Here is a 13,148-nt window from a genome sequence, read left to right on the forward strand (position 1 = left end):
CTTAGTCCTGCGGTGCCAACACTAGGTCAAAGCGAACTGATTCAAAAGGCTCATCAACCTTGCCAGACAGAACCATTCCATCTGGAAAATCAGAGGCCGGACGTGGGGCGTAGGACATCACCAAATCGTCGCGCACGCCAAACACAGTGTCTTGGTCCAGATAGGGGTCGTCGTCGGGAAATACTTCGGTGACCAAGGATTTGTGACCCTCAGCCGAACAAATGTAATGCAGGTGCGATGGGCGCCATGGGTGACGGCCTGCTGCATCCAACAATTCGCCCACAGGGCCATCCGTGGGCACTGTGTAGCTGACCGGTTTGACTGTGGTGAATGCAAAGTCGCCATTGTCATCCGTGGTCATCAAGGCATGGAACGAATGGATGTCCTGATCCGGGTCTTGGCTGGAATAGAGCCCGTTTGGCGCAGTCTGCCAAATGTCCAATTGTGCACCTGCCAGCGGCGTGCCATCGGTGCTGCGCACCTGTCCTTCGACCAGCAAAACAATGCCTTCAAAGTCGTGCTTCATATCGCCACCAATGGCCAAAGGGGGCGGGTTGGACACATGGAACGGCCCCAACACCGATGAACTGGTCGCCTCGGGCACGCTGTGCATCATATCGACCAAAGACGACAGGCCCAGCACGTCCGAAAACAGAACAAATTCGTTGCGTTCGGGCGATGTGATGCGGCCTGCGTGCTCCAGCATGGACAGGCCTTTGCGCCATTCATCATGGGTCAGGTTCACTTCGCGGGCAAAGTCGTGGATGTGACGGGCCATTGCGACCAGCACTTCGCGGGTGCGCGGATCGGTATCCTTGCCAAAATAGTCGGCAAAAACGTCTGTGATGTTTTCAGTGGTGACGTTGCGCATGGCTAGCGATCTCCTAGTTCAAAAGGGCAAGGCTGAGGCCCGGGAACCGGATCAGCACAATCAGGACCAACAGCATAACAAAGGCAAAGGGCAGGGCGCCCATAAACACGTCCTTGAGGCTGATCCGGTCATCATTCAGAGTAGATTTTATCACAAAACACGAAATCCCAAGAGGCGGGGTCAGCAATCCAATCTCGGCCCCGACAACGGTGATGATGCCAAACCAGATCAGGGACAGATCCATAGCCTCGACCAAGGGCAGGAACAGGGGCACAACGATCAAGATGATCGATGCGGTGTCCAGCAAGGTGCCCAAAAATAGCATCATCAAGACATAGATCACCATGATCATCAGGAAGGACGATTGATTACCTGCCAGCAAATCCTGCAATTGGTTGGGGAGACCGGCAAGTCCCAACATCCGGCTATAGATCGATGCAGCCGTGATCAAAAATAGGATCGCAGCAGTGATATGGCCGGTTTCTAGCAGGGCCTCCCAGAATGCCTTTGGCGACATGGACCGACGAAGCAAAGCGATCCCAAGGGCCACTAAGGCGCCTGTGGCCCCTGCCTCAACGGCCGTAAGCCAGCCTGTGTATATCCCGCCTAAAACGATGATGATCAGGAAAACTGTGGGCAAGGTTTTTGAGGCTATTTCGCGCGCTGTCATCAGCTCGTAATCTTCTGCGGGACGTCCGCCCACAAAGCCCGGCGTGAACCGCCCCATGGCCCAGATCGCACCAATATATGCGATGGCCAGCATGATGCCAGGAATGACACCAGCAAGGAACATGTCGCCTACGGATTGTTCGGCCACAAAAGAATAGATGATCAACATCGCCGAGGGCGGGATGATCATGCCCAGCACCGAACTGCCAGCGACCACGCCCACAGCAAAGCGCGGTTTGTAATCCTGCGCGATCATTTGCGGCACAGATACTTTGGTGAAAACAGATGCGGAGGCGATGGAGGATCCGGTGACAGCGGCGAACACTGCGTTTGCACCCACGGTCGCCATGCCAATCCCGCCTTTGACCTTGCGAAAGCGCATGGTCATGACCTCGTAGATATCCCTCCCTAACCCCGCTTTTGATACGATCAGTCCCATGAAGGTAAAAAGTGGGATAGTGGCAAAGGAATATTCCATTGCACTGTCGCCCACGGCAATCTTGAGCAGGTTCAACGCCAAGGTGAAATTGTCGCGCATCAACCAGATCGACACAAACGACACCATGCCCAAAGCGATAGGGATGTAGACGCCGGAATAGATCAGGAAAACAATCGCAATGACCGAGATCAGGCCAATCTCAATAGGGGTCATTTGGCGGGTCCATCGTGTTCAGGGACGCGCACCAATTGCGGCCGGTCTTGGGCCGTAATGACCTTGAGGACGAAAATAACACAGCACAAAGCAGTGCTGGCGGTGATGGCCAGTTTGATTGGCCACCACGGGGCGGTAAAGATGCCGGGCACGCCAAAGTAGTCTTTGGAATGCCACATCTCGATAAATTCGGGGTACATAATGTAGGCCACTAGCCCCATGAAAATCGCCGAGATCGCGTTGATGATCCGGCGCAGGTTCGAGGTCAGCACAGGGCGACGATGGTGCAGAAGGTTCAAAAACCCGTCTGAACGTGTAAGCCGGTCAACCCGAACCACATCCGGCAATTGTAAAAAGACGATCAACACGACCGAAAACTGGACCACCTCGTAGGTGCCGCGAAAGGGTGCGTTGAAAAAGCCACGGGCGATGACGTCAAAGTTGACGATCAAGACCAAGCCTAACACCACCAAAGTTCCGGCGGCATTGGCACCCATGGCCAATGTATTGGCAAGTTTGGAGAGGCCAGCTAAAGCGGATTTCATCATTTAACTGGCCTCCACCGGTTTCTTTACTCTTGGGTCCAGTCGCGCACACCGATGTATCCGGCGGCTTCGAGCTTACCCAAGTAGGCAGCCAGCATGTCTGTGCCTGCCTCGCCCTTGTCGTTTAGGGTGTTGGCCCATTCTTGTGCGATGTTTGGCATTGCTGCGGCCCATGCGGCACGGTCTTCGGCTGAGACTTCGACGATTGTACCACCACCGTCAGTGTAGGCAGTTTCAGACGCTGCTGCGCGGTCCATTGCCAAACCAGCAAGGTGATCGCGGTAGGCGATGGCCACGTCTTGCAACACGCCTTTGACCTCGTCCGGCAATTTCGCCCAGTAGTCGGCATTCACAGTCACAGTTTTTGAATTAACGGCGCCTAAGTCTGCTTTCAGCATGTAGGGGGCCACTTCTGCGATTTTGAAGGTCTTGGCGGCTTCTGGCCACAGCATTCCTGCATCAACCAGACCGGTTTGTAGCATGTTGTAGAAGTCGGTCAGACCACCACGCACACCTGCGGCACCATCGATACCTTCGAGGTAGCGCAGGTTCATACCGGCACCAGCCACTTTTTTGCCCTCAAGATCAGAAACGCTGTTGACCTCGGATGTCGAGAACACCTGATAGGTGTCCAAGACAACACCAGTTGCCAGATAGACTTGGTTCTGGGCTGCAAATTCGTTCTGCATCGCGGGGAATTCGCGAGCGATCTCGTCTACCGCTTTGGCAACGGCGCGGGCATCGGTTGCCACAAATGGTGTGACCGAGGCCAGACCTTGGCTTGGCAATTTAGACGAGTGGAAAATCGTTGTGACAATACCGATATCGCCCAAACCCAGTTGAACGCCTTCCAAAACGCCCTTTGGTTTGACGATGGAGCCACCGTAGTTTTCCTGCCAGTCCATAACGTAATTGCCGTTTGCGGCCAGACGTTTGTCGACTTCCGGGATAAAGAAATTTGTGAATTCCTTTACCCAAAGTGCGCGGGCTGGATAGCCGTCGATCACAACTGCGGAAATACGTTCTTGAGCCATTGCTGGCAGGGCCGTGCAGGCCATCAACGCGCTCAGCGCCAATCCCTTTGTCCAATGTTTCATCTTGTTCCTCCCTGAGATGATTTGGTTGGATATGTCGGTGTTACTCGCTGTGCCAGGTCACCGTTAGTTTTGTGCCCGCTGCCACGAATAGTTTGGACAGGGGACAGTATTTATCCGTTTCAGCCGCCACTTGATCAAGCTGGGCTTGGGTGGCGGATCCGTCTGATACGACTTTTAACGCGATCGCATGAAACGGGACGTTGATCTCCTCAGTCAACGTCACGCCGCGCCGGTCAAAGTCGCACACCGCATCGATGGTTAGATGGCCTATGTCGATGCCCAGTGTTTTTGCGCATTTATGACCGATCACATTGGTGCACCCAATCAAGGCTGCCAGTGCCGTATCTGTCGGCGTGGGGCCTGCGTTGGTGCCACCGCGTTCGGTCGGCTCATCAATAGCAAAAGTAAGGTCACGCACAGCCACATCTGCCCTCGAATGGGACGGGCATTCGCCCTTGGCCCGCAGTTTGACAGTGGTTTTCATTTTGACTTCAGCCATGGCTCAAACCCTTATGCAAATGCGCAAACCTGATCGAAGGCAAAGCGTGGCAGTTTTTGAAACAAAGCCGTTTCATCCGCATAGCCAATATTGCACAAGAAATTCGACCGCAGGCTGGTGCCCGCAAAAAACTCATCATCCACCGCTTGGTTGGAAAATCCGGACATCGCGCCCACATCCAGCCCCAATGCGCGGGCTGCAATCATGAAATAGGCCCCTTGCAGGGTCCCGTTGCGAAACGCGGTGTCAGCGCAATGCTGGGTTTTGCCCTCAAAGAAATGACGCCGATCTTCATGCGGGAACAAAAAGGGAAGTTCCGTCCAGAAATCCAGATCATGGGCAATGATTGCGGTCACAGGCGCACCCATCATTTTGCCCACATTGGCTGGCTTTAGAGATTTGGCCAAACGGTCCTTGCCCTCGGGCGTTTTGACGAAAACAAACCGCGCAGGGCAGGTGTTCATACTGGTGGGGCCGCTGGCCGTTATTTCATAGAGCGCGTGCAAGACTGAATCGCTGATCGGCTTGTCCGTCCAAGCATAATGCGAGCGGGCATCTGCGAGAACAAGGTCGATGGCGTCATCACTGAGTTGATCAATGCGGTCGCGCAGGTCACGCACATCTTGCTGGGCCTTCGCGCGGATTGCGGTCAGGTCGTTTTGGTCCGGCGCGCTCATTGGGCGGCCACCGCTGCGGCAAAGTCTTTTTCGTCCACAATGGGGCTGGCGCAAATACCGATCCCTTCGACCTCCGCCTCGACAGTTTCACCGGGGCGCAGCCAACGTGGCGGCGTTTTGGCGTGGCCCACACCGGGCGGGGTGCCCATTGCGATCAAATCACCGGGTTCCAACGTGGTATAAACCGAGATCAGCGAGATCGTTTTAGCCACGGACCACATCATATCGTCTGTGTTGGCGCTTTGCAGGATTTCATCGCCCACGCGGCTTTCAATTTTGAGGCCAACAGCGCCTTCAGGCAATTCGTCCGGGGTCACGGCAATTGGGCCAACAGCACCAGTGTTGTCAAAGTTTTTACCGGGGGTCCATTGGTGCGTTTTGCGCTGATAATCACGCACAGATCCGTCGTTTAAAACGGTGTAGGCAAAGACGTGGTTTAGGGCGTCGGCCTCGGCGATGTGGCGGCCGCCTTTGCCAACAATCACCATCAGTTCCACTTCGTAATCCAATTTTTCGGATACGGTTGGACGCACCATCGGTTTGCCGGCTGCCATGATCGAATTTTTGCCGCGCATAAACAAAGCGGGGTATTCGGGGATGTCATATCCCCCTTCTTTGATGTGGTCGACGTAGTTCAGACCAAGGCAAATGATGGTGCCGGGCTTGGCCACTGGCAGGGCAGGTGTGATGTCTTTGGTGGCCACACTGGGCGCTGCGGCGATATCAGCGGCAAGAGAGTCGACAAGGCTGGGATCGGCGATCAAGCCCATCAAATCTGGGCCGACTTTGTCTGATAACGCACTGAGATTTACAGCATTTTCACCATTCAGGGCAAACACAGCGGTCCCCCCTGCAACATCCCCAACCATATATTTCATACGTGTCATCCTTGCCAGTTTGTTCGATTTCTGCCTACATCTAAGCTGGAAGTCAATTAATATCGATTTTTTAGAGGGCGCGGAAATATGGTTGCTTGGAACGACTACAAGGCGGATGCAAAGTCACGCGGGGCCTTGGCCTTGGAGCTTTATGTGGCGCACAGCACTCCCGACAAAGCCCCGGAAGATGTCAAAGCAGCCTTGGGCAATCACCTTGCCTATCAGGCGCAGTTGGAGGCAAAGGGTCAGTTGGCTTTTGCGGGTCCCATGTCCGATGAGACCGGCGATCATATGCAAGGGATGGGACTGATCATTTACCGTGCGGCCAGTTTAGAAGAGGCGCGCGCCTTGGCCGAGGCAGATCCGATGCATTCCAGCGGGGCACGTCGTTTTACCCTGCGGCGGTGGATGATTAACGAAGGATCGCTGACGCTAAATGTTGGTTTGTCGACGAAAACAGTTGGGCTGAGCTAGCGCAGGGGTATTTTGATGAGTGCGATTGACGAGACTGGCAGTAAAGAAACCTCCGCCACACGTGGGGCCTATCTGACCCTGCGGCGCATGATCCTGACCGGTGCTTTGCCTGCGGGTGAAAAGCTAAAGATCGAGCGGCTTCGGGTGATGTTGGATACGGGCAGTTCGCCAGTGCGTGAGGCGCTCAGCCTGCTGACCTCAGATATGTTGGTCGAGCGGATTGATCAGCGTGGATTTCGCGCAGCCCCTGTGAACAAAGCCAATTTCGAAGAAATTTTGATGCTGCGCGAGACGCTAGAAAGTATTGCCCTACGCGGATCTATTGCCAATGCCACGTCCCAATGGGAGGATCGTTTGGTGCTGACCCATCACCGGATGAAGAAGGCAGCCCAGCAAAAATCCACCTCTTTTGAGGAGGTGCACAAGGCGTTCCACATGGCGTTGCTGGAAAATGCAGAAACGCCGATGTTGATGAAATATTGCAGCCAGCTTTATGATCTTAACATCCGCTATCGGTATTTGGCGGCAAAGTCGGATCTGTATCAAAGCCGCGATGTCGAGACCGAGCATACCGAAATTTTGGATGCTGCTGTTGCGCGGGATGCAGATGCAGCAATTGCTGCATTGATGCAGCACTATCGCCGCACCGGTGAATATTTGACGACGTTGATGGATGACCTTGCGGTCTAGGCCTGCCTATAAGGTATGCCTGTTTAAACGGACACTTTGGACAATAATTCAGCCCGCTCGGTGTCAGCGCGCGTTGCGTCGTGGGTCACTTGCCCACGGGTGAGCGTGACGAAATGATCGCCCAGCTCGTATGCAAAATCAAAGAACTGTTCGACCAACAAAATGGCCATGCCGCCTTGGTCGCGCAGATACGAGATCACCCGCCCGATCTGTTGAATGATATTAGGCTGGATGCCTTCGGTCGGCTCGTCCAGCAACAACAAACGCGGTTTGGTTACCAGCGCGCGCCCGATAGCCAGTTGCTGTTGTTGCCCACCGGATAAATCCCCACCACGGCGCGATTTCATTTCCTTCAGAACCGGGAACAGTTCGAAAATCTCGTCTGGAACAAAGCGCTCGGATCGGTCGAGACAGGCAAAACCGGTTTCCAGATTTTCCTGCACAGTCATCAGGGGAAATACATCGCGCCCTTGGGGCACATAGCCCACGCCCAGTTGCGCCATTTTAAACGCCGATGCGTTTAGCGGCACCTCTGTACCATCCAATTTTAACCCGCCAGCGGATCGCGCATGGGTGCCCGATATCGCCTTGAGCAGACTGGTTTTACCAACACCGTTCGTGCCCATAAGACAGGTTACAGCGCCGGTTTGCGCCCCAAAGCTGATATCGCTCAGGATCTGGCTGCGGCCATAATGAAGGTTCAGGTTTTTAACTTCTAGCATGGCTCAGCGTCCCAGATAGACATCAATAACTTCGGGGTTTTGGGTGACATGATCGAGGCTGCCCTCGGCCAGCACGGACCCTTCATTCAACACGGTGACCTTACAGTTCAGACGTCGCACAAATTCCATATCATGCTCGACCACCACTACAGATCGGGTTTTGGCCGCTTCCACCAAGATATCTGTAGTCTTTTCCCGCTCGGCCGGGGTCATGCCTGCAGCGGGTTCATCGACCAGCAACAAACGGGGGTCTTGGGCCAGCAACATACCGATCTCGAGCCACTGTTTTTGTCCATGGCTGAGCTCGCCCGCAGGGCGGGTCAGCTGATCGGACAGGCCAACCTGAGAGGCAATATCTTCGATGCGTTCTGCGCCTGATTTGGTCTTGCGATAGAACAGCACATCAAACGGGCCCCGCGGGTTTTTCAACGCCATGGCCAAGTTTTCGCGCACGCTTTGCGCCTCGAACACTGTGGGTTTTTGAAACTTGCGTCCGATGCCTGCCCGCGAGATTTGACTTTCAGACATCCCGATCAACGACACGCTTTTTTCGCCAAAAATCACACTGCCTTCGTCAGGTTTTGTTTTGCCCGTCACGATGTCCATAAACGTGGTTTTGCCCGCGCCATTTGGGCCGATGACGGCGCGCAGTTCGGGTTCTGCGATTTGAAAGGACAGGTTGTTGATGGCTTTGAACCCGTCAAATGAGACAGACACGCCAGACATTTCCAACAAAGTGCTCATGATGATTTCCTGACCAATTTGTCAAAGAGGCTGCCAATACCGCCGGGGAAAAAGAGGGTCACAGCCACAAAGGAAAGGCCCAACAACACCAGCCACCAATCGGTCCATTGGATCACATAGAACCCAAGGTTGATGTTGGGTGCGCCGCCGCCCGTGAACCAGCTGGACAGGAGTGAGACAAACACGGCGCCGATGACCGCGCCATAAAGCCTGCCACGCCCGCCAATCGCTACCCAAACCGCCAAATAGATTGAAGCAATCGGGGCAATCTCGGCGGGATTGATGATGCCCGCCTGCGGATAATAGAGCGCGCCAGCGATGCCTGCGACCATGGCCGTGAGAGTGAATATGAACAGCTTGTAGCTTTCGACGTGGTAGCCCAAGAACCGAACGCGGGCCTCGTCATCGCGGATCGCTTTGATCACGCTGCCCATTTTGCCATCCAGCACCCAAGCAAACAGGATATACCCGGCAGCCAGCGCCACGGCAGAGGCCCAAAAGAACCCGATGCTGACCTGTGCTTGGCTCAGATGGGTCAGGCCGGGGATGTTTTGCAGGCCGGACAATCCGTTGTTGCCGCGCAGGCCGCTGTCGTTTTGAAAGAGGTACAGCGCCAGTGCCAGCGTCATGGCTTGGGTCAGGATCGACAGGTACACGCCTGTCACACGGCTGCGAAAGGCCAACCAGCCAAAGATCAGCGCCAAAAGGCCCGGCACCAGAACGACCATCAACAGTTGCAGGAACAGGCTGTCGGAAAAGGCCCAAATCGCAGGGAATTCCGAGCTGCCCACAACACCAAAGATTTGCGTGCCGATGGCTTCGTTGATCTCGGAGGGGGTTGGGGGGATCGTCGCAGCCTCAAGGTTGGTGACCACGATTTCTTTGGTCCGTTCAAACATCAGCCACATGCCAATGGCATAGCCGCCGATCCCAAAGAAGGCGAAATGGCCAAGGGACAGGATCCCGCAATACCCCCAGACCACGTCCATAGCGATTGCCACCAGACAGAGGGTCAGGGTCTTGCCTAAGGTCTTTACAAACGAGGTCGAGATCACACCCATTCCTGTGGATTCCGCTAAAAGCGTTACCCCAAAGGTGAACAGGCCGAGGACCAAAAGGAACCAAAGGATCGAAGGGTTGCGCGCAAAAAAGCTGTTTTGCATTGGATCAATCCCCCGCCGCGCGGCCTTTGAGGGCGACAATGCCCTTTGGCCGGAATTGAATGAACAGGATGATAAAGAGGATCATATAGGTCTGGGCCGCCAGCGTGTTCGATGGATTGAACCATTCGATGATCTTTTGCAGACCGCCAATCATGCCTGCCCCCGCCAAAGTGCCCCAAACATTTCCCACACCGCCGACAACGACGGTCATAAAGCTTTGCACGATGTAATCAGCGCCCATCTCGGACGTCACTTTGGCATAAAGACCGATAGCCACGCCTGCGATACCTGCGATGCCTGAGCCAAGGCCGAAGGTCATCATATTGATCCGGTCTGGATTGATCCCCATGGATGCTGCCATACGCGGGTTTTGCGTCACGGCGCGCACCTCTAGGCCAAGGCGCGTGCGCTTGAGAATGAACAGGATCAACCCAAGAAAAATCAGCGCAAGGATGAAGATCGCGATGCGGATGTAGGAAATCGCCACAACATCATTAAACACCAGCGCCCCGTCCAGCCAAGCAGGGGATGTCAGGGGGCGGGCTTGGGTGCCAAAAATGTTCTTGGCCAACTGTTGTAAAGCGATTGAAATCCCGAAGGTGGCCAACAGTGTTTCCAGCGGGCGATGGTAGAGCTTGCGGATGACCAACCGTTCCATCACCACACCTGCGGCAAAGGTCACGGCAAAGGCCACGGGCAAGGCAATGATGATCGAGACAGTATAATTTGGCACAAACTGCTGGATCACAAAGCCCGTGTAGGCGCCCATCATGATAAATTCGCCATGGGCCATGTTGATCACGCCCATCACGCCAAAGGTGATCGCCAGACCGATCGCTGCCAGAAAATAGATTGAGGCCAGCGAAAGGCCGTCTAAAAATAGATCGGCGGTTTGGTTCACGGCCACTTTGGTTTGCAGGCTGTCGAGGCTGGCTTGTGCGGCATCGGTTACATCGGAATTGCCTTCGATGAACGTGTCGAAAAACACGTTCGCCTCAAGAGTGCGCTCCACATCGGCGTCGCTCACCAATGGTGCGACTACACCGGATTGGGCAAGGGCTGCATAGGCCTCAGCCCTGGCCTCAAAGCTGTCGAGTTGAGCGACAGACAGACCGCCCACGCGTCCATCCACGATGTTGTCGGTTAATGCGGCTTTAATCTGATCTTGGCTGGTTTGAGGCTGGGCCAGATTTGCTTTGACGAGCATCTCATAGGCGTCAGCCTTGGGGATATCGACACCAGGCGTCAGGATGGCGGCGATGTTTTCGCCCTCGGGTAGGGTCGGCGCAGCAGTGCGTTTGGTGCTGAGGATCTGGTTGAAGACTGCGCGAATATCAACGGACAGATCGCCTGCCATGGCCTCGATTGCGGCAATACGTTGGTCGGGGTCCTTGGCAAAACTTGCGGTCATCATAACGGCAAGACGTTCTTTTGTGGCCTTTAGGGTCGCATCGGTCTCGCCATCGATAGAGGCCTGCAGTGGCTCCAGCTGATCGGGTTTCATATCACGGGCTAAGGCCTCTACCGCGCTTTGGCGGCGGGTGATGTCCGGATCGGAAAGCTGAAACTGCACCAATGCGGTGCCGATAGAACGACGTACACCGCCATTTGGTTTAACCTGCTTGAGATCATCTGGCGCAGGGCCTGCGTCGGCCTCGGTGGTGATATCAATAAGGGTGGCTTCGTCGCTGCTGAGGTAGAAAAACAAACCGTCTGAGCCGCGCACGTAAAGCTCTTTGTTTTGCCAGCGTTCTAGAAAGGTAGCTGCTTGGGGCAGGCCAGAGGCCGCCAGATCGTCCAGCACAACGCCCACTGTTTTGCGGCCCGGTTTGGCGACTTCAGCTTGGTGTGTTTGGAGAATGGATTGCAGATCTTGAGCACTGGCTGATGTGGCCAAAAGAAGACCGAGCAGAGCGGCGAGTATCAAACGGAACATGAAGGGGGGCCTGTCGATCAAAGAAACGGCGCAGTGGGCGATCCACTGCGCCATTCAGGTCGTTTAGTAGTTAGATGTCAACTGAACGCATGTGTTGGTAGCAGTGTTGTACATACCGCAACCCAGTTCTTTCCAGTCGGACTTCAGAACAGCAGAGTCTGGCAGGTAGTCTGTCCATGCATCGCCCGGCACTTCTGTTGTCTGGCTGATGATGTCGAACTGACCCTCGGCTGTGATTTCGCCGATCAACACTGGTTTGGCCAGGTGGTGGTTTGGCAACATCACGGCTGTACCGCCTGTCAAGTTCGGGAACTCCTGGCCGTACATTGCTGTACGAACGGCGTCCACGTCGGTTGTGCCAGCAGCCTCAACCGCGTTCACCCACATGTTAAAGCCGATGTAGTGGGCTTCCATTGGGTCGTTTGTCACACGCTCGGCGCCTGCAAACTCTTTCCATGCTGCGATAAAGTCTGTGTTGGCGTCAGATTCAGCGGATTGGAAGTAGTTCCAAGCGGCCAAGTGACCGACCAAGTTGGATGTGTCCAAACCGGACAGCTCTTCTTCACCTACCGAGAACGCAACAACCGGGATGTCGTCAGCCGAAATGCCTGCAGCCGCCAGTTCTTTATAGAAACCGATGTTTGCGTCACCATTGATGGTCGAGATCACGCCAACCTGCTTGCCGTCTTCGCCCAAGGCAACAACGTCAGCAACGATAGTGGCCCAGTCGGATTGACCAAAGGGCGTGTAGTTCACAAAGATATCGTCAGCGGCGATGCCGTTGTCCTGCAGATAGCTTTCGAGGATATTGTTGGTTGTCCGTGGGTACACATAGTCGGTGCCCAACAGTGCAAATTTCTCAACGCCCAGTTCCTCTAGGAAGTAGTCTACGGCAGGGATCGCCTGTTGGTTGGGGGCAGCACCTGTGTAGAACACGTTTTTGGAGCTTTCTTCGCCTTCATATTGAACAGGGTAGAACATCAGACCGTTCAACTCTTCCAGAACCGGCAGCGCAGATTTGCGCGACACAGATGTCCAAGAGCCAAAGATCACGTCAACTTCGGATACAGTCAGCAATTCACGTGCTTTTTCGGCAAACAGCGGCCAGTCGGAGGCTGGGTCAACAACCACAGCTTCGATTTCGCAGCCCAAAACACCGCCTTTGGCGTTTTGCTGGTCAACCAACATCACCATTGTGTCTTTCAGTGTTGTTTCGGAAATGGCCATTGTGCCCGACAGCGAGTGCAAGACACCAATTTTGACCGGGTCGGCGCACTCAGCCGCCGCAAAGCCAGCCGTAAGGGTCAAGGCAGCAGCGCCTGTCAGTGTTGTTTTGAGGATTGTCATTCTTTTCTCCCTGCGGGGGCAATCGCCCGAGGCAACAACGTTGCACTCGAAGGCCGAAGCACATAGCAATATCCCGCAACTTTAGTTGCAAATCGTGTGGCGGCCTGATCGAGGTCCAATTCGTAAGGTCGTCACACACCCCGGGGTTCGAATGGCGTGAACACACGCAGCACGCCCCCCAGCG

General features: G+C 54.8%; 14 protein-coding genes. 2 read left to right on the top strand and 12 right to left on the bottom strand.

Translation table 11 applies throughout. From position 1 onward, the window contains the following. Nucleotide 1 precedes the first annotated feature (1 nt). Genes ACIRQ6_RS02200 through ACIRQ6_RS02230 form a run of 7 tightly spaced genes read right to left on the bottom strand, consistent with a single transcriptional unit; the run spans nucleotide 2 to nucleotide 5,888 of the window. Entirely contained in the window at nucleotides 2-871 is an 870-nt protein-coding gene (locus ACIRQ6_RS02200; RefSeq protein WP_420862501.1) for a dioxygenase, read from the bottom strand. Between the two features lie 13 nt (nucleotides 872-884). After that, nucleotides 885-2,192, bottom strand: coding sequence for a TRAP transporter large permease (locus ACIRQ6_RS02205; RefSeq protein ID WP_420862502.1), 1,308 nt, complete (start codon nucleotides 2,190-2,192; stop codon nucleotides 885-887). Continuing rightward, nucleotides 2,189-2,740: a TRAP transporter small permease gene (locus tag ACIRQ6_RS02210; RefSeq protein WP_420862503.1), complete on the bottom strand. Its 552-nt coding sequence runs from the start codon at nucleotides 2,738-2,740 to the stop codon at nucleotides 2,189-2,191. Before ACIRQ6_RS02210 ends, ACIRQ6_RS02205 begins: the two co-directional genes overlap by 4 nt. A gap of 23 nt (nucleotides 2,741-2,763) precedes the next feature. Continuing rightward, complete coding sequence (locus tag ACIRQ6_RS02215; RefSeq protein WP_420862504.1) at nucleotides 2,764-3,834, bottom strand: C4-dicarboxylate TRAP transporter substrate-binding protein; 1,071 nt, start codon at nucleotides 3,832-3,834, stop codon at nucleotides 2,764-2,766. A 40-nt stretch (nucleotides 3,835-3,874) separates the two neighbouring features. Continuing rightward, nucleotides 3,875-4,333 carry an OsmC family protein gene (locus tag ACIRQ6_RS02220; protein ID WP_420862505.1) on the bottom strand — a complete coding sequence of 153 codons (459 nt, stop codon included), beginning with the start codon at nucleotides 4,331-4,333 and terminating at the stop codon, nucleotides 3,875-3,877. An 11-nt stretch (nucleotides 4,334-4,344) separates the two neighbouring features. Beyond that, nucleotides 4,345-5,010 (bottom strand): malonic semialdehyde reductase, encoded by a 666-nt coding sequence (locus ACIRQ6_RS02225; protein ID WP_420862506.1) that lies wholly within the window; start codon nucleotides 5,008-5,010, stop codon nucleotides 4,345-4,347. Further along, the gene (locus ACIRQ6_RS02230) at nucleotides 5,007-5,888 is read right to left on the bottom strand and encodes a fumarylacetoacetate hydrolase family protein (RefSeq protein ID WP_420862507.1); all 882 of its coding nucleotides are present in this window, start codon (nucleotides 5,886-5,888) and stop codon (nucleotides 5,007-5,009) included. The genes ACIRQ6_RS02225 and ACIRQ6_RS02230 overlap by 4 nt, the downstream gene beginning before the upstream one ends. Nucleotides 5,889-5,975: 87 nt before the next feature. Here ACIRQ6_RS02230 and ACIRQ6_RS02235 point away from each other — a divergent pair, with 87 nt between their 5' ends. Continuing rightward, entirely contained in the window at nucleotides 5,976-6,362 is a 387-nt protein-coding gene (locus ACIRQ6_RS02235) for a YciI family protein (RefSeq protein ID WP_420862508.1), read from the top strand. Nucleotides 6,363-6,377: 15 nt separating this feature from the next. Continuing rightward, nucleotides 6,378-7,052 carry a GntR family transcriptional regulator gene (locus ACIRQ6_RS02240; RefSeq protein WP_420862509.1) on the top strand — a complete coding sequence of 225 codons (675 nt, stop codon included), beginning with the start codon at nucleotides 6,378-6,380 and terminating at the stop codon, nucleotides 7,050-7,052. A gap of 23 nt (nucleotides 7,053-7,075) precedes the next feature. On the opposite strand, the gene urtE is transcribed toward ACIRQ6_RS02240, so the two are convergent. The 5 genes from urtE to urtA form a co-directional block, all read right to left on the bottom strand. After that, entirely contained in the window at nucleotides 7,076-7,774 is a 699-nt protein-coding gene (gene urtE / locus ACIRQ6_RS02245) for an urea ABC transporter ATP-binding subunit UrtE (RefSeq protein ID WP_420862510.1), read from the bottom strand. A 3-nt stretch (nucleotides 7,775-7,777) separates the two neighbouring features. Continuing rightward, the gene (gene urtD / locus ACIRQ6_RS02250; protein WP_420862511.1) at nucleotides 7,778-8,518 is read right to left on the bottom strand and encodes an urea ABC transporter ATP-binding protein UrtD; all 741 of its coding nucleotides are present in this window, start codon (nucleotides 8,516-8,518) and stop codon (nucleotides 7,778-7,780) included. Then, nucleotides 8,515-9,681 (bottom strand): urea ABC transporter permease subunit UrtC, encoded by a 1,167-nt coding sequence (gene urtC / locus ACIRQ6_RS02255; protein WP_420862512.1) that lies wholly within the window; start codon nucleotides 9,679-9,681, stop codon nucleotides 8,515-8,517. The genes urtD and urtC overlap by 4 nt, the downstream gene beginning before the upstream one ends. A gap of 4 nt (nucleotides 9,682-9,685) precedes the next feature. Continuing rightward, nucleotides 9,686-11,617, bottom strand: coding sequence for an urea ABC transporter permease subunit UrtB (urtB, locus tag ACIRQ6_RS02260; RefSeq protein ID WP_420862513.1), 1,932 nt, complete (start codon nucleotides 11,615-11,617; stop codon nucleotides 9,686-9,688). Between the two features lie 63 nt (nucleotides 11,618-11,680). Continuing rightward, nucleotides 11,681-12,964: an urea ABC transporter substrate-binding protein gene (gene urtA / locus ACIRQ6_RS02265; protein ID WP_420862514.1), complete on the bottom strand. Its 1,284-nt coding sequence runs from the start codon at nucleotides 12,962-12,964 to the stop codon at nucleotides 11,681-11,683. Nucleotides 12,965-13,148 lie beyond the last annotated feature (184 nt).

The sequence above is a fragment of the Algirhabdus cladophorae genome, from assembly GCF_044772865.1.
Taxonomy (GTDB): Bacteria; Pseudomonadota; Alphaproteobacteria; order Rhodobacterales; family Rhodobacteraceae; genus Algirhabdus; species Algirhabdus cladophorae.

Excerpts from the sequence above, each read along its gene's own strand:
- ACIRQ6_RS02200 (WP_420862501.1), bottom strand. The coding sequence starts at position 871 with ATGCGCAACGTCACCACTGAAAACATCACAGACGTTTTTGCCGACTAT.
- ACIRQ6_RS02205 (WP_420862502.1), bottom strand. The coding sequence starts at position 2,192 with ATGACCCCTATTGAGATTGGCCTGATCTCGGTCATTGCGATTGTTTTC.
- ACIRQ6_RS02210 (WP_420862503.1), bottom strand. The coding sequence starts at position 2,740 with ATGATGAAATCCGCTTTAGCTGGCCTCTCCAAACTTGCCAATACATTG.
- ACIRQ6_RS02215 (WP_420862504.1), bottom strand. The coding sequence starts at position 3,834 with ATGAAACATTGGACAAAGGGATTGGCGCTGAGCGCGTTGATGGCCTGC.
- ACIRQ6_RS02220 (WP_420862505.1), bottom strand. The coding sequence starts at position 4,333 with ATGGCTGAAGTCAAAATGAAAACCACTGTCAAACTGCGGGCCAAGGGC.
- ACIRQ6_RS02225 (WP_420862506.1), bottom strand. The coding sequence starts at position 5,010 with ATGAGCGCGCCGGACCAAAACGACCTGACCGCAATCCGCGCGAAGGCC.
- ACIRQ6_RS02230 (WP_420862507.1), bottom strand. The coding sequence starts at position 5,888 with ATGAAATATATGGTTGGGGATGTTGCAGGGGGGACCGCTGTGTTTGCC.
- ACIRQ6_RS02235 (WP_420862508.1), top strand. The coding sequence starts at position 5,976 with ATGGTTGCTTGGAACGACTACAAGGCGGATGCAAAGTCACGCGGGGCC.
- ACIRQ6_RS02240 (WP_420862509.1), top strand. The coding sequence starts at position 6,378 with ATGAGTGCGATTGACGAGACTGGCAGTAAAGAAACCTCCGCCACACGT.
- urtE (WP_420862510.1), bottom strand. The coding sequence starts at position 7,774 with ATGCTAGAAGTTAAAAACCTGAACCTTCATTATGGCCGCAGCCAGATC.
- urtD (WP_420862511.1), bottom strand. The coding sequence starts at position 8,518 with ATGAGCACTTTGTTGGAAATGTCTGGCGTGTCTGTCTCATTTGACGGG.
- urtC (WP_420862512.1), bottom strand. The coding sequence starts at position 9,681 with ATGCAAAACAGCTTTTTTGCGCGCAACCCTTCGATCCTTTGGTTCCTT.
- urtB (WP_420862513.1), bottom strand. The coding sequence starts at position 11,617 with ATGTTCCGTTTGATACTCGCCGCTCTGCTCGGTCTTCTTTTGGCCACA.
- urtA (WP_420862514.1), bottom strand. The coding sequence starts at position 12,964 with ATGACAATCCTCAAAACAACACTGACAGGCGCTGCTGCCTTGACCCTT.